This window comes from Dyadobacter diqingensis (assembly GCF_024220585.1).
Lineage (GTDB): Bacteria > Bacteroidota > Bacteroidia > Cytophagales > Spirosomataceae > Dyadobacter > Dyadobacter diqingensis.
The window spans coordinates 665,775-688,850 of record NZ_JAMXKF010000001.1 but is presented as its reverse complement, the minus strand read 5'-3'; the positions used below and the strand labels follow the sequence as shown (position 1 = coordinate 688,850).

The window sequence follows — 23,076 nt, the reverse complement described above, 5'->3', positions numbered from 1 at the left end:
AAATAAAGGAAAAAATCAGAGGATATTGTTATGTTGTACAGGTTCTTACTTAACGTCCAATAGTCTTTAAAGTATGGCGGAACATTGCATTGCTGAACTGTTTGGTGGAAAAGTTATCCAGGCGGCGGTTGTAATGGGCATGGGTTAATACTGAGCGGAAGGAGAAATAATGTTGACCATTCAGAAAAATATGAAATGAACTGAGGCAGATTTTCGGTGCGAGAATGGCGCAATCAACCCCTTAAATTGCCGTGTTTGCCCCCCGTTGGACTTAATTATAGGCAGTACATTTGTATCATCACTCACCACCTAAACAATTAAACAATGAATATCCTCAAAATAATCTTACTCGGAATTGTAGCTATCATCGGGCTGGTTCTGATCGTTGCCTTGTTCGTTAAAAAAGAATATACCATTGAACGGGAGATCACAATCAGTAAACCAACTGCCGAGGTTTTTGATTATGTCAAGTTCATAAAAAATCAGGACAGTTATAATAAGTGGGTGATGATGGACCCGAATATGAAAAAGGATTTTAGGGGAACAGACGGGACTGTGGGTTTTGTGTATGCCTGGGACGGAAATGACAAGGCGGGAAAGGGTGAGCAGGAGATCACAAAAATAGATGGGGGGAGCGAGCTGGATCTGGAAATACGTTTTATCAAACCTTTCGAAGGTATTGCACACACAAAATTAACGACCAGGCCCGCGACCGAAGGCCAAACCCGGGTAACCTGGACGATGGTTGGCGAGAGCAAATATCCAATGAATATCACGAATCTCTTTATCGATAGTTTGCTGGGGAAAGACCTGGAAGCCAGCCTTATCAATTTGAAAAATAATCTTGAAAAATAAAATAACTACTTTTTACTATCTAATTATCTAAACCTAAAAATGAGTATTATGGCAACTAAAATTTTTGTAAATCTGCCGGTGAAAGATCTGGACAAAAGTGTAGCTTTCTTCACAAAACTCGGGTTTTCGTTCAACGCACAGTTTACCAACGAAAATGCGACGTGTATGGTGATCAGCGAAGACATTTTTGTTATGCTTCTAATTGAGCCGTTTTTCAAAAACTTTACGAAGAAAGAAATCGCCGATGCCACCAAAACGACAGAAGCCATCATTTGTCTTTCTGCGGAGAGCCGTACGGAAGTAGATGAAATGGTAAGCCGTGCACTTGCTGCCGGTGGTGCTGCGCCCAATGACAAACAGGATCACGGTTATATGTATGGTCACGGATTTGAGGATATCGACGGTCACTTGTGGGAAGTGATGTGGATGGATCCGGCAGCTGTTCAGGGTTAAAAATAAAGCATAACGCGTCTAACAGAGGCGCCGGATATCTTCCGGCGCTTTTATCCACTAATTCAATCGTTAAAAATCATGAAAATTGCAGTAATTATCGTTCGCGTTTTGATGGGGCTGATGTTTGTGTTTTCAGCCATTGTGGTGCTTTTTAAACTTATGCCAACGCCGGAACTTACCGGCAACATGAAAACCTTTAATGAGGGACTGGCCGCATCAGGCTATTTTATGCCCTTTTTAAAGAGTGTTGAGCTGATTGCCGGGATTGCCCTCGTGCTTGGCTTTTTTGTTCCGCTGGCAACCGTTGTCATTTTTCCAATTACCATCAACATATTTCTGGTGCATCTGTTTTTGGCGCCGGAAGGCCTTCCGGTGGCGATATTTATGCTGGCCGGTAATTTATTCCTGGCATACTATTATAGAAAAAATTATACTTCGATGCTGGTTGTTAAATAATTATGTCTTTTTTGGAGTTGGAACCGGCTTATTTCGTATAAGGACGACAGTTTAGTAATTTTTCAAGAATCAGAACATTTTCGGATTGAGAAAAAATGCTAAATTGTCTGAAATTTCAAAAGTTAAAACCAACATGCTATGAAAAAGGATAATAATCAGATGAGTTTATTTGCTGCAATAACCTACGAATACCTGCTCGTAATCTCGTCCAAGGCGGTGGAGAAGGACATTCGCCTGGTTAGAGCAAAACTTCATCAGCTTGTTGGTTTGTCAAAAAACGTACTTAACTCGGTTCCGCACATCTCGCTATATTACTTCCTTCATGCCGGAGATAGTGATGTGGTAATCAAAAAGATGCTTCGGGAGCTTTCCGGGATCAAATCTTTCCGGGTGAAACTGGAAGGTGTTGCGTTTTTTGGACGTGAAAATTATGATCGGACGATGTACATTAAAGTCGAAAACTCGGAACATATACAGGACCTTCATTTGACGATGCAAAAAACTTTTCCTTATAAAAAGGAAAAACTGAATCCGCATCTGACCGTTGCCCGCGGGATACCGGTTGGGAAAATGGAGCTCATTGAGCCGAGTTTATCAGATTTTGAATATTATGGAGAGTTTGACTGCGAGCAGGTTACGGTTTTGAGAAGAATGCTTGGGGATGAAGGGCCGTATGAGCTGGTTAGAATAATCAATCTGGAAGATTGACATATTGAAAATGTTATATTGATGAGACTTCTGTGAGCGCATGATCAATATAACGTATGCCTACTAACACTGACGAATTATGGTAGAAGTTTTTAAAACTAACGTTACGTACCAGGAGGAAGCTAACAAACTGATCACGTTGATCAGCAATACGTTCAAAGGTTACGACGCCAACTTTGATCTGGACGATTGCGATAAAATATTACGCGTGTGCTGCAAAACAGACATTATTCAGGCTGGTTTGATTATCGATCTGCTGGTGGAAGCAGGTTTTGCCGCAGAAATTCTGGAAGAGAATAACCAGGCTTTTGAAAATACCGTTCTGACCCACTAATAGACGGGCTTGTCAGGAAGACAGGCAAGATATATCTATAAATTTTGTAACCATAAGTAAATAAACTATTCTCCCCTGATTTTCCTCCCGCTGTACTTTTGTAATTTATAAAATACCATGGCCACCTATTCGTGGCATTCTTTTTCTATTCAAAATTAAATCGTTACACCGTTTAAATTCAAATTGTTATGGAAACGAAAAAAGATTTAATCCGGCAGTCTGTTCTGATCAATGCTCCCAAGGAGAAAGTCTGGGATGTGTTGTTTACAGATCCTTATATCCGTCTTTGGTATGCCGAATTCGGCGAAGGATCGCATGCGAAAACGGATTGGAAAGTGGGTAGCAAAGCAATTTTTACCGACAATAGCAAAAGCGGATTGGTGGCCGAGGTGATTGTTAATCAGCCTAACGAAAAGCTTTCCGTAGAGTACACCGGCGTGGTGACGAACGGTGAAGAAGATTATGAAAGCGAGCTGGCAAAAGAGGTGAAAGGTGGCCGGGAAACGTATCATATTTCGGAACGGGATGGCGGGACTTATCTTGAAATTGAATGTAACATGGCGCCAGAATATTATGAGGAGATGTCGGCAGCTTGGGTAAAAGCCCTGCAAAAGGTGAAGAACCTGGCTGAGGGGAAATAAAAAAACAGCGCGTTTTGCAGTTAAGAAAAACGCGCTGTCCCAAAAATCAGTTGCTGACTATAACCATAATTGCTCCATTTCTTCCAGTGTTTTTTCCTTGGTCTCAGGAATAAACTTCCACACAAAGATGAACGCGCCGAGTGACATCAGCATGAAAATCCAGAAAGTGTACGCGTTTCCGATGGCTTCAAGCAGAATCGGGAAACACTGGGAAACGATAAATACGAAAACCCATAATGCAAAAACACAGACCGACATGGCTAGTCCGCGTGTGCGGTTCGGGAAAATTTCTGCAATGACCACAAACGTCAGCGGGCCAAGTGAAAGTGCAAAGAATGCGATGTAGGCCAAAATCGAGATAAGGACAAGATAACCCTTGGCGAGGTCGAGAAAAAAAGCACCGCCGATGAGTGCGAGGCAAATGGTCATCCCCGCCGATCCGGCGAGTAGCAGGCCTTTCCGCCCTACCTTATCGACGTATTTGATGGCTACAATCGTAAACAGAAAATTGACAACACCCACCAGAATGGTTTGTAACAAGGCGGAATCGGAACCATCGCCAGTGGATTTGAAAATTTCCGGGGCGTAGTACATGATGGCGTTAATACCCGTGATTTGTGAAAACATGGCCAGAATGACACCGACAATCAAAGCTTTTCTGATTCCGGGTTTAAAAATTTCCATGAATGAAACCGATTCAGCGAAAATACCCTGGTTGATTTCAATCAGTTCGAGGGCCGCCTGTTCGGGTCCGTTAATTTTGGTCAGGATAACAAGGGCTTCTTCATTGCGTCCCTGTTTGGCGAGCCAGCGCGGACTCTCAGGCACAAAAAACAGAAGGACTAAAAAGATTACAGAAGGAATAATGCCCGAGCCGAACATCCATCGCCAGCCTGTTTCGACATTCCAGCTTTCGTCATATAAACCCGCAATTTCGGCGTTAACGAAATAGATCAGCAAAATTCCGGTGACGATTCCCAGCTGGTTAATGGAAACCAGGCGGCCACGTTTGTCAGCCGGCGCGATTTCCGTGATATACATCGGTGCCAGCATGGACGCAATGCCAATGCCGAGTCCGCCGATGATTCTGAAAAATACAAACCAGTTTAAGTCCGATGGAACGGCTATGCCCAGGGATGATATACCAAATAAAATTGCGGACAGGATCAATACTTTTTTCCGGCCGACCCAGTCGCTCAGGGCACCGGCAAAAAGTGCTCCGAAGATACATCCGATCAATGCGCAGGAAGCAACCCAGCCAACCATGGAAGGAGAGAGATCGAATTTGATTTGTAAAAATCCGATCGCCCCCGCAATCACCGCGGTGTCATATCCAAACAATAAACCACCCACGGCTGCTACCAGCGTGATTTTATAAACAAACAAGGTACTTCCCTGATTTTCCATGGCTAATTAATTTTATAATCTTCTTTGAGATTGTCGGTTCGGATATAGGCCTTGATGGTTGCACATTCCTGCCCAGCGCTTTCGCCATGCGGCGTAATGGTGTAGGCGCCAACCGATGCAGGAATAATAAATGTTTCGGCAAAGTGGACGATGAACGGCGCGAAGGCTCCGTCCGGGCTTTCCACAACGGCTTCCCGGCCTGCGATCAGATTCAGTACATTGACAATCCCATCGGTATGATGTGCTACTTTTTTGCTGAACCAATGCCTCCTGGTTTCGATAAACGACTGTGCATCCAGCCCGGTGCGTTCTTCGCGCCAGCCATCACCGCTTGCCATTTCAGCTACCTGACCGACCAGATGTTCCCCGGTCCATTGCGCAGTTCTGTCCCACTGGATATTTTTCTTGCCGTGTTCGAGGGATATAGGTCGCGGTTTTCCGTCGAGTCCCATTCTGCCCCAGTCCCATAATTTGAAAGTGAAGATGAACGGTGTTGCACTTATTTCCAGTACAACGGTGTCGGCTCCCGAGCAGTGAACGGTTCCGGCAGGGATCAGCACGTGGTCGTGTTTTTTGACCGGCCATTTTTCAACGTACTTTTCAGCATCAAAGTCCGAGCCCCCTTCCTGAGCCACTTCAAGGGCTTCAATCATTTTTTCGGAATTGATATTTTCTTTCAGGCCCAGATAGACGAAAGTGTCGTCCTTGGCATCCAGAAAATAATAACTTTCGTTCTGCGTATATCCCATACCGAACTTTTCTTTGATGTAGTCATGAAGCGGATGTACCTGCAAGCTCAGGTTGCCTCCTTCCATGGTATCGAGGAAATCAAAACGTATCGGAAACTCGGCACCGAAAGCATCAAAAACATCTTTTCCCAATAGCGAAACCGGGTGTCTGAAAACCAGGTTAATGGATGGGATTTCAAAAGAGATTCCTTCAAAATCAAAGATCAGACTGTTTTCTTCCGGGACGCAATCAAATCCCCAGGCATAATTCTGAGCCGAGCGGTCCAGATCAACCACTTCTTTAAGCCACTGTCCACCCCAGGGCCCCGGATCAAAAAACGGTGCAACGCGGAAGGGTTGCTGAATTGTTTTTTCAAGCGCATCAGAAATGGCTTTTCCTGAAACCATTTTGGGGTTGTTTGGGATGGTTGTGTCCAGCACAAAATCCCAACGATCCATAAGTGTCTGCTTGTGTTTATCACAGACCTTCCAGTCTACAAAAAAGCTTCTTTTGTACTGATAAGAAAACGGATCTGCTGCATTGTCGGCGCCCAGGTTGCTGATACTGTTGTTCCGGAAACGAAGCTGAATTTCCCAACGGGGCATGTCAGCATACATAAGCACATCCGCTTTGGGCGCAAAAAGTGATGCCCCGATACCAGCAACGAGCACGGCTCCTTCTTTTACAGCATTGATTTCCTCCTGCATGGCGGCCACTTTTTCAGGATCAAAAAAATCTGCGATATCCAGTGTGGTGATAAAACCAAAAACGGGATCGTCTGTTACAAACGGCTCAACAAGCGCTTCGAGTTTATCGGGATTCAGCAGTGCTTTTGAAACGTCAAAAACGGAAGTGTCTGTCTGCCCGATGCGGATGTTATCCAATATTTCATTGATATAAACGCCATGATATGTGTCCAGTACGATGACAGTCTTTGGCGCTGAAATTGCTTTGATCCGATCTTTTATAATGGAAGATATATCAGTCCAGCCGGTTGTACAGGCGTGTCCTGTGACGCTGACCTGTGGGAATTTGTTAAAATTTGACGTTTTCAAAATGGAGTGAGTTAAATAAATTAAATGACGAGACTGCCAACGCCTACAAGCGCGGCGGTATTGATAAGTGATGCTTCCGTAACGATGACTTTCCCCCAGACGGCCCAGCCATTCTGATTCACTTTTTGTTCGATATGTGGCAGGATGATGTCACGGCTTGCCATGATGCCACCGCCTAATATCAATATTTCGGGATCGTAGGCATTGACAAGATTCAATGCGCAGGCTGCCCAGATTTCCAGACATTCGTTACGTACGAGAAGCGCAAGAGGATCGTTGGCATCAGCCAGTTGAAATATCGTTTTAAAGTCAATTTTTGACTGACTAAAAAGCAGGCTGTCGGCATGCTGAGGGTATTTTTTCAAAATTTCCGGAAGATTCCACGTTGAGGCTTCCGCTTCTGCGCAGCCGTAATTTCCACAGTTGCATTGATCGCCCTTCACGTTGACAATGAAATGTCCGCCAAGAATACCCGCCTGGAAATGTTTGCCCCGCAGGATTTTCCCCTCGATTACGGCAGAGGTACCGATGCCGGTTCCCAGGTTCATGAGCACTGCATTGTCGTAGCCGCGGCCCTTTCCATATTTCCATTCGCCCAACATGGCCGCCCTGGTATCATTTTCAAGATATAGGGGAAGGTTCCAGGTTTTACGTGCCCAATCGTTGAGGTCTATGCCGGGAGCGTCGTTGTACTTGTCATTGATCGTCAGTATTTTATTATTGACCGAATCAATGATGCCCGGGATGGCAATGCCAAGTCCTGCTATGTCCAAAGCCGATAACGAAGCCTTTTCCAGCAAGCCATTCATGTTTTTTTCAATCTCGGGGAGGCGCTCTTGTAACCCATTGCCGGCTTGTGCATCCATTTCCGTTGAAAAAAGAATCTCCGAATCGCTTACCAGCCCCATCTTGATCCGGGTGCCACCGAGATCAATCGCCATCACTGTCTTCTGTGCCATGTTATTCCTGTTTCAAATCATCTTTTTCAAATAGTACAATGGCGTCATACAATACACCCGCTTCACCGCGGAAGGTACCTGAGCCCTTTGGTTTGTTGTCAACCGTATACCACTCGTAAAATCCCTTGTTATCGATCACCCTTTTGAGCATCGGTTTCAGCTGTTCATAAGCCTCTTTTTTGAAGCCGTTCAAATAAAGCTGCTTGATCATTCTTCCGCCAAACCAGGTCCAGTCTCCACCATTTTGATAACCATAAGGATACATTCCCTTATTCTTGAAACTGCCTTCCGGATAGGTAGGATAAAGTGTCAGACCAATCGTGCCGGCACCTGAACGTTTTACATTATCAATCATTTTATCCAGTGAAACCTTGATTTGCTCCTTGCTCAGCAGATTTGCCTCAATGGCAACCGCAGTGCCGCCATGGTAATAAATCTCATTTTCATTCAGACTGGCCGGAAAAGGTGACCCGTTGAGATACACGTGCGGAATGAATTTTTGATTTTTTTCATCCCAGAGGTGTTTCATGGTATTGCTTGCAATGGCCTCGCGGATCGGTTGCCATTTTGCTTTTTTTGCCGGAATCAGCTCCATAAGTCTGTCGAGGGCAATCAGGAACATGGCATTGTCGTAGATATCGATAGCTAAATGCGTGTCTTTGGTCAGATAAACGCCCCAGTCATGTTCTGGCTGCACATCGCCCCAATCGGCTGTGGTTGCACCCCATATCAGGCCGTGTTTTTTGTCATAACGCTCATTCATCAGGAATTCCATTGACCAGTCAAGCCGTTGGGCTATGGTTTTGGTTCCGACTTTTTCACTTAAAAAAGCGGTGTCTCCACTGAGGGTGATATACCGGGCAACGGCCTGTACCAGTGAAGATTCCTGGTCCGTTTCGACGGTATTTTTATGTCCGGCGTAGTTGGGTTCCAGCTCGTTGAAAATATAGTCATAACCTACTTTTGATTCCTTTGCTTTTTGAGCAGGAATAAAGCCGTCGACAATATTTCCGTCACTGCCCTGCAATCTGAAAAAAACACGCAGGTTTTCTTTCAGCACTTCGGGCTTGTGGGCTTCCGCAGAAAGCGTGATGAAGGTATTGTAATCCCGGATCCACACTTCGCCATAGCCGTCACCTGCGTTGAAACCGGTTTTGACTACTTCCAGTGCCTGCGATTTTACAAAACGTAACGTGCTGTCCTGTTGATAAATGCCTGCGCTTTTTTCTTCTTTTTCGTTTGACGTATTTTTCGGGCCGCAAGCCAGCAGGGTAGTGGAAAGGGCAATAATCGGGATGATATGTTTCATGAATTTTATGGGTTTAGTTTTCTGACGCAGTGGTTCTGATGCTGTGTCAAATGTTAATTATTCGTTGGAAGGAAGTGTCCCGATGCCCCAGTTCATATTGGGCTGTGGGCCCATTTCCAGAATCAAAGAGCCGCCTTTCAAAAGATCCGAGGCATTAAACCAGAAGTTGTTTAGGGGTTTGCCGTTTAGTTTGGCACTTTGTACGTAAACATTTTTCCGGGAAGTGTTTTTTGCTTCAATGGTGAAGGTTTTGCCACGACCAAATTGCTGTCCCAGGTCAATGACGGATTTTTCAAACAACGGGCTCCCGATCTCATAAACCGGGTTAAGGCGCGTTCCGCCGTCGGTTTGGAAAAGCCCGAGGGCATTCATGACAAACCAGGCACTCATTTGCCCCTGATCTTCATCACCCAGATAAGCGTTGGAAACTTCGTGCCCGTAATAGCGGTCCACAATCGACCGGCTCCACTTTTGTGTTAACCATGGTTTTTTTACCCAGTTGAAAAGAAAGGCAAAATGCATCGACTGCTGGTTTCCCTGCACAACCGGGTAATCCCAATATTGATCGTTAGGGCCGTTGTAACGCCATTTTTCGCTTTCATCAAAGCCCCAGTCGAGTCTTTTTATAAATTCACCTTCTCCGATTGTTTTAGCCAGTCCGGGTACATCCTGAGGTACGAAAAAGGTTAATTGCCAGGCATTTCCTTCCACGTAATGATGGTTCGCACCTGATTTAAACGGATCAAAATCGGCAAGCCAGTTTCCTTTGGCATCCTTCATGCGGGCAAAACCAGTGGTAGGGTCAATTACATTTTTCCACCAGTTGCCTCTGTCTTTGAAAAGCTGATAATCTTCTTTTTTGCCTAAAGCCCTGGCAAATTGTGACACGGTGTAATCATCAAAGCTGTATTCCAGCGAGTTGGAAAAACGGCCCTGATCAAACGGTACATACTTGTGTTTCAGATAGGTTACCAGATCCTCGTTGCCTGCCCGTCCGCCGCCAACATTCACTGCCGGCGTGGTTTGCATTTTTCTGACTGCCTCGTATGCCTTGTTTACATCATAACCTCTGATGCCCATTTGGTAAGCGCCAACGATGAGCGGAATTTCATGTTCGGCCACCATTACAGGGATATACTCCATGCCAGCGGGACCTTTTGCCAGCCATCCGTTGCGGTCGTACATGGCTAGTTGCGACTTCACCCAGCGGTTCGACCACTCCGGTGTGACCAGATTCCAAAACTGATTCAGATTCCAGAACGTGTTCCAGAAAGCATCACAGCCCAGGGCAACATCATCCTTGTTTTGAAACTTGTTGATCTTTTCATCCGCGTCCCGCCAGCTTCCGTCGACATCGCTGAACGTATTTCTGCTGGCCAGTGACCGGTACATGTTGGTGTAAAATCTTTCCTTTTCACGCTGATCATTGCTGGTGATGGCTACCCGGCCAAGTAAATCGTTCCATACTTTTTCCTGGTTTTTTCTAACATGGTTAAAGTTCCAGCCAAACGGATCAGCGATTTCTGTTTTTAAGTTCAACGCGGCATTTTCCAGGCTGACATACGAAATACCGGATCTTACCTGAACAACCTTATTTGTTTTTGTGTCAAATTCAAGATAAATACCTGCATTTTTGGCGCTGTCAGCCAGTAAGTTGGTATTTTTCCGTACTTCATCATTCAGCCATACACCATAATTTTTGATGGGCTGATCAAACTCGATTACAAAGTGAATTTTATACTGTTGATCAATACCTCCCGACCACACGTTGGTCGACAATTGGTCGCTGTAACCCTCAATCCGATGGTCACTTATTTTGTCTATTTTGATGTTTTTGATTTTATAACCGTACTCAGTCGGAATTTGGAAATCAACCATCACACGACCCTGGTCACTGTTATGATAGGTGTATTTTTGAAATGAAGCGCGTGTGGTGGCGGTCAGTTCGGCTGTGATGTTATTATCCGTCAGGTTGACTTTGTAATAACCCAGCGGCGCCTGCTCGGAGCTCTTGTCAATGCGCGAACGATAGCCACCATCCGGGTTATTCTGATCCCCCATTTTGATCTCCAGTGGTCCGCTGGTTGGGAAAATCCCGAGTCCGGTCATCGTCCATTCGTGGATGTGGCTGAACGTACCGATGGATTCAAAAGTAGGGTCATAACCGGCCTGCCAGCCATTGTTCTGATTATCGGGACTAAGTTTCACCATACCAAAAGGCATCCATGGCCCCGGCGCGATCATCCATCGCGAATGTCCGGCACCCATCATGGTATTGACATACCCTGCCGGTGTTTTCAAATTCATTTTCGCACGCTGTACGATACCCTTTCTGACCGGAATATTATTGATAAGTACTTCATAATTACCGGATTTAGTTTGAGAAATAGCAGGCATCGGTGCTTCGAGTACGTACCGGCCCTGTTCAAGGATCTGGTTAAGAATAACCTGCCCGTCCAGTTTAACCTGAACATTTGGACGGCCTTTGATGTACGATAGGTCAACAAGCAGCGGTTGGAATAATTTACCGGATTTTGTGATTTCATAATCGGCCGCTTTGACATTCCTGACCAGTACATCGCCTGGCAGAGCAAGTTCTGTTTTCGCCGGGCCTTCCAGTTTTATCTGGTCGAATGCCAGCCAGCCACCCTGAAGGGATGTTATGACGATTTCGTTGGTTCCTGTTTTTATCAGTTCGGATGGAAGTTCTATTTTCATCAGTTGTTCCTTCGGATTGGCAGAAAACTTGTCGGGATCCTTGTACCCCGAGCCTTTTTTCAGCTGAAATTCCCAGGATTTCCCATTCACCAGAATTTTTACGAAAGGTGCCGCCAGCGAATCTGTTTCCAGAACATCCACCAAAAGCTGCCAGTTGCCGGGCGCAGGCTTTTCTTTTATGTCAAAAAGGACAGTCAAAAAGTGAGAACGAATTCCGGCTGTATTACCCGTGCCGCCCCATCCGTTCACAGGACCAGGAAGTACGTAAGGCCAATCCTGTTCGACCTTTGAATGTCCGACCAGAAAAAATTTATCTTCATATCCGAAATCATTTTCGACGAAACGTCTGAATTGATCCGGAGCCAGCGCCATTCCTTTTGGCGAGTTGTCGTTTTCGCCGATTTGCCATATAGTCTTTTGCTGACTATAGGCAATCGGGCTGATCATTGATAAAAATATAAAGGGTAGGAATAGTCTGTTTAACATCGGAAAAGTTTGATTTAAGTATGCTTATCAGGCCGCTTTATCGGGAATCATCAGGTATGCAATAGGAACATATAAATTACTATGTTGGTATGTATGTACATATTGTTTGGCAAATGTAATAATTTCTATTTTTAGTTTTCTTAAATTTCGATAAACTTTTTAGAGATGATATGTTCTCGTTAAAATAAACCGTTTTAGCAATAGTGATTTGGCGAGCTATGCCCGGCAGTGGTATTAGGGAAAATTCATTTTTTAATGTGCCTGAATTGTGCTCTGTCGTAACTGGTTGGTAATATTTGTGTTATGAAATTTTTTGCCGCTTTCCAGATTAAAATTTACCACTTTTTCTCAAAATAGTGGTAAAATAATTTTTCTGTTAAAATAATTATTTTCAACTTTGATTGTTCATATGTATAAACATAGTAAGAGCAAACATGGAAATATTTAGTATTAATCATGAAAGTCCGCTTCCCCTGCATGTTCAGGTAGAGGAAATATTAAGGCGACTGATTGGTGATCCTGAATATCAAAATGGAAAACTTTTCCCTAACGAAGTTGATATCGCCAAAAGACTTGGCATTTCCAGAAACACAGTCAGACAGGCCTTAAACAAGCTGGTTCATGAGGAACTTTTGACGCGCAAAAAAGGTGTCGGGACAAAAGTTTCAAAGAACAACATTACCACGAAATTGAATAAGTGGTCGAGTTTCACGCATGAGATGCATGAAAAGGGTGTTTCGTTTAGAAATTACGATGTGAAAACGGAATGGGTAGAGGCTGGTGAAGAAGTTTCCGGGCTTTTTAATGTCAGCCAAAGTACGAAAGTATTTAAGCTGGAAAGGCTGCGGGGACTGGACCTGGGACCAATTGTACATTTTGTATCCTATTTCCATCCGCGTGTTGGTCTTACAGGTGAGGAGGATTTTTCCAAACCGTTGTATGAAATGCTGGAACGTGATCATCATACGGTGGTTGCCGTTTCAAAAGAAGAAATCAGCGCTACGCTGGCTGACGAAAAGCTGGCTGAGATTTTACACATGAAGCCAGGGGATCCGGTTTTATTACGTAAAAGAATTGTTTGTGATCCTGGCGACAGGCTTATTGAGTATAACCTTGGTTACTACCGGGCAGATCGCTTTACTTATGCTATTGATATAGCCCGTCTCGTTGCGGTCGCAATGGGTTGGACCTATGCTTTGGCGGACCGCTTTACGTATGCACTTGACATAGCGTAGGCTTGCATTTTAATCCTTATCTATAAAGACGTCAATCGGCTTATTTACTTAGGCGGATAAAAGTTTGCTGTTGATCATGTATGAACATATGTACATGGATTGGAGGATTATAATCTTTTAATTACAAATGAGAATACTAATTCGCTCGCCGGTTTTACCGGAGTTCGCCCGCTTCAAAATTTCAAAATAAATGCTAAACTAGTCAACCTAATGGAAAGTATGAGAAGTCATGTACCAAGACCCGTCATTCAGTCGGGGCGGATTATGAAAATAATCTTACTGAATTTATTGCTGGTGAGCTCATTGAGCGCACTTGCAGGAGGCCGTTCGTTTCTGACGGCAGATAAGGTGATTCGCGGAAAGGTAGTGGATGGGGGAAATAACTCGACATTACCCGGTGTAAACGTGGTGGTGAAAGGATCCAGCGTAGGAACCTCAACAGATGCGGAAGGGAATTTTTCTATCTCTGTACCCAGTGAGTCTTCGGTTCTGGTGTTCAGTTTTGTCGGTTTTATAAGTCAGGAAGTTCCGGTCGGCAACAAAACGACTCTGGATGTTTCATTGGAATCGGATTCCAAAGCGCTTAGCGAAGTGGTTGTGATTGGTTATGGTACGGTTAAAAAATCAGACCTTACCGGCGCGGTTGCCACCATTAAAGGCGAACAGCTGATGGACAAACCTGTACCCAACGTTTCTCAGGCTTTGCAGGGGAAAATTGCCGGTGTGGAAGTAAGTGTGAACAGCAATGCACCCGGTGCAGCGGCAAAAGTCCGGGTACGTGGTCTGGGATCCATTAATTCCAATATCGATCCGCTTTATGTGGTGGATGGTGTGATCGGCGTGGACGGAAACTCCATTAACCCAAACGATATCGCTTCCCTTGAAGTATTGAAAGATGCTTCATCAACAGCGATTTATGGTGCGCGCGGTGCGAATGGTGTGATTATGATCACGACCAAACGCGGAAAAAGCGGAGCTACAAGAGTATCTTATGATGGAAACGTAAACGTGAGTGATTTGTATCGCCACGTGAGAACGCTGAATTCAGAAGAATTTGTTAAAACATACAATACAGCCTTTGCCAACGGCACAAAATTCGACCCGGCTGGCGGTGTGTGGGCGCCCCAGGCTCCGTTAAACCATGCCAATTTCCCCTTGTTGTTTGACGCAAATGACAAGCCTTTGTATAATACCAACTGGGAAAAAGAAGTGTATAAGCCAGCTGTTTCGCATAGTCATCAGCTTAATTTTCAGGGTGGTAATGATAAAACCGTTTACAGTTTGTCTTTGGGATATCTGGATCAGAACGGTTTGATGGTTACTTCCGGATTTAAGCGTTATTCGGCAAGATTTACGCTGGACAACGATGTCAATAAATGGTTGAAAGTAGGTGGAAGTCTTTCGCTTATCAAAAGCAGACAACGTTTGGTTTCTGATGGAAACGGCGGTTTGAACGTTCCAAGGATGGTTTCGGAAGAGGTTCCTATCGTGCCTGTGAAGTATCCGGACGGAACATGGGCTGGAAACAACGATATCGGCGGACTTGAAGGAGGGCCAAATCCTGTGAACATTGCCCACAATCGTTACACGATCAATAACACGGTGCAGGCTCTTGGAAACACGTATTTATTGTTCCACATTACCAAAGACCTGGATTTCAAAACTGATTTTGGATTTAACTTAAATTCTCAGAAAAACAATTTCTTCTCGTCTCAAAATCTGGCTCACATGTCGGCCGATCAGGGTGGGGTTGCGAACATGAGAAATTATGCCAATAACTACTGGCAATCGGAAAACTACCTGACCTGGAACAAAACGATTAATGCCCGTCAGCGCTTTACGGCATTGCTTGGTGCATCGTGGCAGCAGTATTATCAGGAAACGAATTTTGCAGAAACGCAGAATTTTATCGACGACTTTTTCCAGTGGCATAACCTGGGCTCGGGTTCTGTAAAAAGCTCGACCACGTCGGAAGATTACAAATGGACGATGAATTCGTATTTTGCCAGAGCTACCTATAACCTGGACGAAAAATATCTTTTCACGGCAACCGGTCGTTTTGACGGTTCTTCAAAATTTGGTGCCAACAATAAATTTGCATTTTTCCCGTCGGTGGGTGCAGCGTGGCGCATATCAGAGGAAGGTTTCCTGAAAGGAAACAAAAATATTACAAGCCTGAAACTGAGAGGAAGTTATGGTCTTTCGGGCAACCAGGAAATCGGTCAGTACCGCTCGATCGCACAGATACAGCCCGGTACTACCAACAACACCTCGACTGTTTTTGGTGGTGCTTTGCAGTCTACGTTATTGCCAAGTTATCTTGGAAATCCAAACCTGAAATGGGAGCGGTCGTTACAGTTTGATGCAGGTGTTGAATTGGGAATTCGTGAAAATATTAACCTGACGGTTGATTATTACAACCGTGTGACGAAGGATCTTTTGCTTCAGGCACCCATTCCATGGTCTGCCGGACAAACCAATGCGAACGTTTATCAGAATGTAGGATCGGTTAGAAACTCGGGTTTTGAAGTTAGTTTGAACACAACCAACATCAAAACAGATAATTTTACCTGGACCACCAACTTCATTTTTGCTGCGAACAAAAACAAGATTTTAAAACTGAACAACGGTAATGCGGATATTTTCCCTGGTCCTAATTTCCTTGGCCAAACCAATATCCTGAGAGTAGGGGAGTCTATCGGTTCGTTGTACGGGATGACGCGTTTGGGAACGTACAGCACCGACGAGGCGGATCTGGCGGCGCAGCACAATCTGAAACCGGGTGACAGAAAGTACATTTACAATGCTGACGGAAGCAATTATTACAGCATTATCGGTCGCACTACCCCGAAATGGACTGGAACTTTCAGCAGTACGATGAACTACAAAGGATGGGATTTCTCTTTTGATATCCGTTTTGTGGAGGGTTTGAATACCGCTGCAACATACAAACACTCAGTAGAAGACAGACAAACAATTGCGAACAGCCTTGCAACCGTGCTGGATGCCTGGACGCCTGATCACCAGAATACCATGATCTCACAGGTACGTAACTATAAATTCGCGCAGGATTCTCACTTTGATACCTGGTGGGTAGAAAACGGATCCTTCATCCGCGGGCAGAATTTTACGTTGGGGTATTCATTACAGGATGCTGCTTTGCAAAAGCTGAAATTGAGCCGTCTGCGTGTTTATGCCAGTGTGCAAAACCTTTTTGTGATTACGAAATATACAGGATATGATCCTGAGGTTGATACGTTTAACTCCGGATATGGCTCTAACAGTTCGTTCTCTCAGAATCTGGACTTCTTTGCCAATCCTCGTCCGCGTGTCTGGAACCTGGGATTAACACTTACTTTTTAACCTGTAACTGAAATAGATATGAAAGTGCTTAAAAATATATTATTGGCCGCGTCGCTGCTGACGTTAGGTTCTTGCAAAGACTTTTTAGATGAAAACCCCACAGGTTTTTTAACGCCGGATTCTGATGTTTCCAGCACAAAAGTTGCCAGGGCTTATGCAAATTCAGGTTATGTTTATTTGCAGGGTTTGCTTGCCGGACAACCTTCGTCTTACGGAGGAAATACCTGGAATTTGCTGGAATTCATGACTGGGAAGGCGAATAGCGACCTTGGTCAGACCGGGTTTATCAATTTTCAAAACCTGGGTTATAACAATACCGCGTTTTATATTGACACCTGGTGGCAGCAAATGTACCTTGGGATTGGGGCTTGTAATCTTGCGATACAAAGTATTCCGGGAATTAATGCCGCTGGTTTGACCGATGAGCAGAAAGACAATATGCTGGCGGAAGTACGTACGTTACGTGCCTTGTACTACTTCAATCTGGTGCGGATGTATGGAGCGGTTCCTAATGTGACGACTGTGCCAAAGGACCTGAATCTGAATCTTCCCCGTACGGCAGCCAAAGATATTTACGACCAGATTATCATTCCTGACCTTTTATTGGCAGAAAAATCAACTTTGCCATGGTCTGATAACACGGGTAAAGTATCGATGGGAGCTGTTGAATCTATTCTGGCAGATGTTTACCTGACTTATGCAGGTGCAGCCATCAACGGTGGTGCGCAGTATTATGCTGAGTCTGCAAAACGTTCGAAAAGTGTTATCGACAACGGAGGTTATACATTGTTCCCGAACTACACGGATATGATTCAGCCGGTAAACAAAAATACGGGCGAGTTTATTCTTCAGGTGCAATATGCTGCCAGCGTTCCGTTGACAAACCCGCTTACGCCGCTTACAATTCCTAACTTCTCCGGAATTTCGAAATATGCGGATGAGTATGGATCGGTTTATCCGACACCTGAATTCATCAAATCTTTCCCGGCGGGTGATAAGCGTGTGGATGAAAGACAGTTTTTTTACACGAGTTATCCGAATTTGAAAACGGGACAAACCATCAAGTTTAAGAATACTTATATCTACAAATGGTTTGATGTAAACGCGATCACGAATACGGTTAAGTCCGACTTGAATTATACTTTGTACCGTTTGGCTGATGTATACCTGATGTACGCGGAGGCATCCAACCGTGCAGAAGGAGCACCGAACAGCAAAGCTGTTGAGTATGTCAACAAGATCCGTGCGCGCGCGAATTTGTCAGCGATCGGCGCATTAAGCCAGACTGCTTTTGAGCAGGAAATTTGGTTGCAGCGTTATTTTGAGCTTTGTTTTGAAAACAAAATGTGGTTTGACATGTTGCGTACAAGAAAAGTACATAACGACGTGACCGGAAACTGGGATAATTTCATAGGCCATAAAACGGTGTTTGGAGCAACATTCTCCGAAAAACAACTGTTGTTCCCTGTGCCAAAACAGGAATCCGATGTGAACCCGAATTTGTTGCCGAACAATCCTGGTTTTTAAATTGAACAAGGAGTTTTATAAATGAATAAGGGACGCATTTTGCGTCCCTTATTCATTTATATGTTAGTTGGAAAATCTGTATTGGGTGTCAATCAAGGTTAAGATCTTTTTTTACCTCCATAACAAACTCTTCATCCACATCGGCATAAGATGCAATTTCCGCAATGGTAAATTTATTAGCCGTCAATAAATTGGTTACAAATTGAAGTTCTTTCTTCTCTGCGCCCTCTTCCATTGCCAGCATATTTATCGTTTCAATAATTCCCATAGCATGTCTGTTTCGTGTTAATATATCTACTTCTAACTCAAATTTACTATTTATTTCCTTATTTTCAATGTAGATGAAAGTCTTCAAAAAGAGGAGGAAACGCCTGATCCGCTCGTTGTTATACTTCCTGGTTTTGATTAGAGCACGTGCAATCGTTAACCGTTGTTCAGCAAGTTCGATCTCTGGGATTTTGTTGATCAAAAGCGCTTTTTGTGCTGCCAAAATAATAAGAGCAAAAGGATTATCCATACCCAAAAGCTGTTTTTCACTGTAATCTAAAATATGAAATACGTTGTATTTGTACAGGATTTCGGTTCCAAGAAAACTTTTATGAAAATAATCAGGTCGTTTTTGATTTTTGCCTCCTGTAAAAACGGCCAGCGCAACAATGTCGACTTCGTAACGATCATAAATCCGATACCAATATTGAAACATCCGCGATGCAAAATCATCCGTACCTTCGCCCTGTATTTCAAGATGTATCAATATCCATTCTTCCCTGCCATTTTGCAGATAGGTTTTTACAAGCATATCCGCGAAGCGACTGCCGCCTTTCTTTTCAAGATCGGGAAAAAGCTCGTGCAGTTCTTTATCCATAAACTGAAATCCTCTCGTTAAATCAAATAACGATTCGGTGTTCTGGAAAAAGAATGGCAAAAGGTCGGGGAAAGCCTCTTCAAAGGCACTTTTTAACAAAATATCATTTTTTCTGCGCATAGAATGAGCCGAATGATCATTTTTAATCCATCATGTTTACCTATTACGCTGTTAAAAGTTTTGGTCACTTAAACCTTCGGATTTTAGTTGCAGGTTCAAAAGGAAATATCCCTGAAAGGGGCCGTTGAGGCTCTTTCAGGGATTTGTTTATTCCGGTAATCAGAAGTTTTAGAAAATACTATTTAATCCCAAGCATCAGACTTGCTCCTCCGGCGTTGGTCGTTGGCAATACGCCGTTCCATTTGGAAACCCATTCCTGCTGGATCAGCAGCGGTGTCAGTGTTTTTTGGCGTAACTGGTTCGCTTCTGCCTCTGCCCGGGCCTTAATTAATGTAGCTTTTGCCTGACCTTCTGCTTTGGCAACCAATACTTTTGCTTCGGCTTCCGCTTGTTTGGCCATATTTTCTGCCTTTAATCTTGCCTGGATAGACGTGTTTTTCTCATCGATCATTTGACGCAAGGAAGGCGGTGGTGTTATGGCGGAGGTAAGCTGGTCATAGATAAATCCATCTTTTCCCAGAGTTTTGGTCAGCACATTTTGCACGCGGTCTTCAAATACCTCACGGTTTGACATCACACTGTCGGATGTAAACGAGTTCGCGACGATCCGGTAGGCGTCATAAATTGTATTTTTCATAAAACCCTGCTGGATTTCTCCCAACGGACGCCGATACTGACGGTAAATCTGAGGGACCTTATCAGGATTGATGTGATAATTCAACTTGGGATCTACCTTAAATTCCGCAGCATCCTTAGTGGTGATCACAAAAGAATCATAATCCACGCTTTGCGTAAACGTTGGGAATTCGATGATTTTTGTTGTCCAGCTGTTGTACCAAACCCTCCCGGTCACCAATGTGATGTTGTCTACACCCTTGTCCGTTCCATAGAGGTTAATTTTAATACCTACATTTCCTGCATCAATATTTTCGAATGAGAAGGGCTGAACGAACAGCACAACTATCGCAGCAACAAAGCTTATAACGCCAATCGTAATTTTTCTAGTCATGCTTATCATAGTTTGGATTTGAGAAAGGTGAATATTTCTTTTAATTCAATAACGAAAAAATAAATGGCCGTGCCAACGATTGCCAACCCTCCGAATACCAGCAGGTCGGACTGGGAATTCACCAGTTTAAGTGAATAGGTAACCGCGATAATGATTGCGATGATTTTAAGAATGTGTATCATGATTTCCGATGTTTGTTAAGCAAAGTAAGTGCCTGATAATTTACGGAATATAATAAACTTTATAAGTGGTTCCCGGTGATGGTGATGTGTTGCGGGAGTACACAAATGAATTATTCATCCTGCAAAAATATAGTGATTTTAGGCCGTTAAATTGTAAATTACTGCCTGGAAGTATTGGTTTAAATATCTGTTCACCACAATTATCGATTGCAGAAATGAAAAGTACAGACTTGCCTTCTCCGAATGTTCCGCTACTTTTTACAAGTCATGACGGAGTACAGCACAATGGATTTTATAACGGACTTTTAAAGGTTTTCGTGGAGAGAGTGGGCGATGAACCCTCCGCGGAAGTTGGGGTGACTTTTACACTGACGAACATTCGCGAATGGGAATATCAGGACGATCAGGAAAGCTCTGACGCTGATATTCTGGAAATATTATAAGTGTATTATTGTGTAACTTTCTTTTAATTAATAAGTTATAAATATTTTACGCTCTATTTTAGAAAGAGGTTGATGCCTGGCATGCCTCTTTTTTTGTATACAATAAATTTTGCCATTGGATAACTTTAATACGTTTAACAAAACAATTGAGTTAACTTTATTTCTTAACGTTGAGTAGTGGTGCATACAAGGATCCCGGACTTTCTGGGATCCTTTATTTTTTTAGTTCCGGCTTAGATAAGGCATTTTTTATCGAATTATCTCGATTTGTCTTCACTCCAATATCTGACAGCTTTCAGATGTTTTTCTAAATATTTCTACTGAGGTAATAATTTTATTTAACGGCTAGCGTGAGCTTTTTAACAAACCAAATTGAGCTTTTGAGCAAAACTGAAACTTGATGGCCAGGGTAACTTTGCATTAAATAAAAATTTAATAGCAATGAGAAAAATATGGTTTATTACAGGGAGTTCCAGAGGGTTGGGACGGAGCCTGGCAGAAGCAGTTTTAGAAAGTGGTGACAACGTAGCAGCCACAGCGAGAAACATTGATCAGTTGAAAGATTTGTCAGAGAAATATCCTGGCCAGGTGCTGGCGATATCGCTGGATGTGACGGTCAACGATCAGATTCAAAAAGCTGTGAGCAGTGCGATCAATCATTTCGGAAGGATTGACGTGCTTGTAAATAATGCAGGATTTGGAATCACGGGCGCCGCGGAGGCATTTACCGGGGAGCAGGTACGAAGCCAGTTGGAAACCAACTTGTACGCACCGATTGAAATAACCCGTGTGGTTTTGCCATATATGCGCAAACAACGTTCGGGCCATATTTTACAGATCAGTTCGGTTGGCGGACGTGTGGGAAATGCCGGATTGTCCATTTATCAGGCGGCTAAATTTGGTCTGGGTGGTTTCAGTGAGGCTTTGGCGAAGGAAGTGGCGCCTTTGGGAATACGTGTTACAAGTGTGGAACCGGGTGGTTTCCGAACCGACTGGGCTGGTGACTCGATGGCTTATGCAGCGAAAATTGAAGGTTACGAAAATACGGTAGACCGGCGGACCGAACTCTTTCAGGGCGGGTCGTTTGTGCCGATGGGCGATCCGGAAAAAGCCGCCCGTGTCATGATCGACCTGGTTAATCATCCTGAGCCACCGGTACATCTTGTGCTTGGTAGCGAGGCGATAGCGTTGTTGCAACAAGCGGACTTGTCCCGAAAAGAAGAGCTTGAAAAATGGCTTCCTGTAAGTGTATCGACCGACCATCACGAATCCGTCAGCTTTCTGGATACGAAGGAGGGCAGGGCGCTTGTGAACTTAAAAGGTAACAATTGATTTATACAAACAGGATTGCCTCATTCCTAGACGGCAATCCTGTTTATCTCAAATTTTGTCAAGATGGAGCATTCAGAAAATAACGGTAAGCTGCCGCATATTTTGTATACCTGTTATTCGCGGAAAAGCAGCGAGGGCGAGCAGTTCGTTCCTGAGCATATTTTTGGATATACCATGTCGGGCAGTTCTTCGATGTACCTTGGCGGTAAAAATTACCTTTTCGAAGAAGGCGATTTTAGGTTTTTGAGAAGAAATCAGCTGACACGTTATACGAAATTTCCTCCGCCCGGTGGTGAATACCGGTCCATTTCCATTGCCATGGATCAGGATACCCTTCGCAGTATGAGCGAGGAGCATGATTTGCGCATGACGAAGGTTTATAAAGGAGATAGTGTTCTGCTGCTGAAACCGAATGCGCTTTTTAAAAATTATATCAATTCGCTGACGCCTTACCTGAATGGTACGGATGATATCAGTAAAGCTTTAACATCGCTGAAAGTGAAAGAAGCGATTATGATTTTACTGGAAACGAATCCTGCACTGAAGGATATTTTATTTGATTTTAGTGAACCGGGGAAAATAGATCTGGAAGCTTACATGAACGCAAATTACAAGTTCAACGTGGATTTGAACCGTTTTGCATACCTCACCGGCCGTAGTCTGGCTTCTTTTAAAAGAGATTTTGAAAAGATTTTCAACAGCTCTCCCAATCGTTGGCTGCAACAAAAAAGACTGAACGATGCCTATTACCTGATCAAAGAAAAGGGGTTGAAATCATCCGACGTGTATTTGGAAGTCGGATTTAAAGATTTCTCCCACTTTTCTTTTGCGTTCAAAAAGGCCTATGGCATCGCGCCGTCAAGGCTGAGTTTACCGTCCTAGCGACCGCG

At 43.9% G+C, this 23,076-nt stretch carries 20 protein-coding genes; 12 read left to right on the top strand and 8 right to left on the bottom strand.

Annotated features, from left to right (window positions below):
- The first annotated feature begins 324 nt into the window (after nt 1–324).
- The 6 genes from M1L62_RS02765 to M1L62_RS02740 all read left to right on the top strand — a co-directional run bounded on the left by M1L62_RS02765 (nt 325) and on the right by M1L62_RS02740 (nt 3,447).
- Complete coding sequence (locus M1L62_RS02765; protein WP_254411474.1) at nt 325–855, top strand: SRPBCC family protein; 531 nt, start codon at nt 325–327, stop codon at nt 853–855.
- Between the two features lie 48 nt (nt 856–903).
- On the top strand, nt 904–1,308 hold the full coding sequence (locus tag M1L62_RS02760; protein ID WP_254411473.1) for a VOC family protein: 405 nt from the start codon (nt 904–906) through the stop codon (nt 1,306–1,308).
- Nucleotides 1,309–1,386: 78 nt separating this feature from the next.
- On the top strand, nt 1,387–1,764 hold the full coding sequence (locus M1L62_RS02755; protein WP_254411472.1) for a DoxX family protein: 378 nt from the start codon (nt 1,387–1,389) through the stop codon (nt 1,762–1,764).
- A gap of 138 nt (nt 1,765–1,902) precedes the next feature.
- Nucleotides 1,903–2,472, top strand: coding sequence for a 2'-5' RNA ligase family protein (locus M1L62_RS02750; protein ID WP_254411471.1), 570 nt, complete (start codon nt 1,903–1,905; stop codon nt 2,470–2,472).
- Nucleotides 2,473–2,551: 79 nt separating this feature from the next.
- A complete protein-coding gene (locus M1L62_RS02745; RefSeq protein WP_254411470.1) occupies nt 2,552–2,806 on the top strand; it encodes a hypothetical protein in 255 nt (84 codons plus the stop codon).
- Nucleotides 2,807–2,994: 188 nt separating this feature from the next.
- Nucleotides 2,995–3,447: an SRPBCC family protein gene (locus M1L62_RS02740; protein WP_254411469.1), complete on the top strand. Its 453-nt coding sequence runs from the start codon at nt 2,995–2,997 to the stop codon at nt 3,445–3,447.
- Between the two features lie 57 nt (nt 3,448–3,504).
- Here M1L62_RS02740 and M1L62_RS02735 read toward each other — a convergent pair whose 3' ends face one another.
- From M1L62_RS02735 to M1L62_RS02715, 5 genes are read right to left on the bottom strand one after another with little or no spacing between them, the layout of a single operon-like run.
- Complete coding sequence (locus M1L62_RS02735; RefSeq protein WP_254411468.1) at nt 3,505–4,854, bottom strand: sugar porter family MFS transporter; 1,350 nt, start codon at nt 4,852–4,854, stop codon at nt 3,505–3,507.
- Between the two features lie 2 nt (nt 4,855–4,856).
- On the bottom strand, nt 4,857–6,638 hold the full coding sequence (locus M1L62_RS02730; RefSeq protein WP_254411467.1) for a class I mannose-6-phosphate isomerase: 1,782 nt from the start codon (nt 6,636–6,638) through the stop codon (nt 4,857–4,859).
- Nucleotides 6,639–6,658: 20 nt separating this feature from the next.
- Nucleotides 6,659–7,597, bottom strand: coding sequence for an ROK family protein (locus tag M1L62_RS02725; RefSeq protein ID WP_254411466.1), 939 nt, complete (start codon nt 7,595–7,597; stop codon nt 6,659–6,661).
- Between the two features lies 1 nt (nt 7,598).
- Nucleotides 7,599–8,906 carry a glucosidase family protein gene (locus M1L62_RS02720; RefSeq protein WP_254411465.1) on the bottom strand — a complete coding sequence of 436 codons (1,308 nt, stop codon included), beginning with the start codon at nt 8,904–8,906 and terminating at the stop codon, nt 7,599–7,601.
- Nucleotides 8,907–8,963: 57 nt separating this feature from the next.
- On the bottom strand, nt 8,964–12,071 hold the full coding sequence (locus tag M1L62_RS02715) for a glycoside hydrolase family 92 protein (protein WP_254411464.1): 3,108 nt from the start codon (nt 12,069–12,071) through the stop codon (nt 8,964–8,966).
- Between the two features lie 473 nt (nt 12,072–12,544).
- Between M1L62_RS02715 and M1L62_RS02710 the strand changes: the two genes are divergently transcribed.
- From M1L62_RS02710 to M1L62_RS02700, 3 genes are all read left to right on the top strand, one after another.
- The gene (locus tag M1L62_RS02710) at nt 12,545–13,345 is read left to right on the top strand and encodes a GntR family transcriptional regulator (protein WP_254411463.1); all 801 of its coding nucleotides are present in this window, start codon (nt 12,545–12,547) and stop codon (nt 13,343–13,345) included.
- A 219-nt stretch (nt 13,346–13,564) separates the two neighbouring features.
- Nucleotides 13,565–16,708: a SusC/RagA family TonB-linked outer membrane protein gene (locus tag M1L62_RS02705; protein WP_254411462.1), complete on the top strand. Its 3,144-nt coding sequence runs from the start codon at nt 13,565–13,567 to the stop codon at nt 16,706–16,708.
- An 18-nt stretch (nt 16,709–16,726) separates the two neighbouring features.
- Nucleotides 16,727–18,235 carry a RagB/SusD family nutrient uptake outer membrane protein gene (locus M1L62_RS02700; protein ID WP_254411461.1) on the top strand — a complete coding sequence of 503 codons (1,509 nt, stop codon included), beginning with the start codon at nt 16,727–16,729 and terminating at the stop codon, nt 18,233–18,235.
- Between the two features lie 88 nt (nt 18,236–18,323).
- Here M1L62_RS02700 and M1L62_RS02695 read toward each other — a convergent pair whose 3' ends face one another.
- The 3 genes from M1L62_RS02695 to M1L62_RS02685 all read right to left on the bottom strand — a co-directional run bounded on the left by M1L62_RS02695 (nt 18,324) and on the right by M1L62_RS02685 (nt 20,411).
- On the bottom strand, nt 18,324–19,220 hold the full coding sequence (locus M1L62_RS02695; protein WP_254411460.1) for an RpnC/YadD family protein: 897 nt from the start codon (nt 19,218–19,220) through the stop codon (nt 18,324–18,326).
- A gap of 178 nt (nt 19,221–19,398) precedes the next feature.
- The gene (locus M1L62_RS02690; RefSeq protein WP_254411459.1) at nt 19,399–20,229 is read right to left on the bottom strand and encodes an SPFH domain-containing protein; all 831 of its coding nucleotides are present in this window, start codon (nt 20,227–20,229) and stop codon (nt 19,399–19,401) included.
- A gap of 5 nt (nt 20,230–20,234) precedes the next feature.
- A complete protein-coding gene (locus tag M1L62_RS02685; RefSeq protein WP_254411458.1) occupies nt 20,235–20,411 on the bottom strand; it encodes a hypothetical protein in 177 nt (58 codons plus the stop codon).
- Nucleotides 20,412–20,626: 215 nt separating this feature from the next.
- On the opposite strand from M1L62_RS02685, the gene M1L62_RS02680 reads away from it, so the two are divergent.
- From M1L62_RS02680 to M1L62_RS02670, 3 genes are all read left to right on the top strand, one after another.
- Nucleotides 20,627–20,854, top strand: a complete 228-nt coding sequence (locus M1L62_RS02680) for a hypothetical protein (protein ID WP_254411457.1) — start codon at nt 20,627–20,629, stop codon at nt 20,852–20,854.
- A 441-nt stretch (nt 20,855–21,295) separates the two neighbouring features.
- Entirely contained in the window at nt 21,296–22,186 is an 891-nt protein-coding gene (locus tag M1L62_RS02675) for an oxidoreductase (protein ID WP_254411456.1), read from the top strand.
- A 63-nt stretch (nt 22,187–22,249) separates the two neighbouring features.
- Nucleotides 22,250–23,068 carry an AraC family transcriptional regulator gene (locus M1L62_RS02670; protein WP_254411455.1) on the top strand — a complete coding sequence of 273 codons (819 nt, stop codon included), beginning with the start codon at nt 22,250–22,252 and terminating at the stop codon, nt 23,066–23,068.
- Nucleotides 23,069–23,076 lie beyond the last annotated feature (8 nt).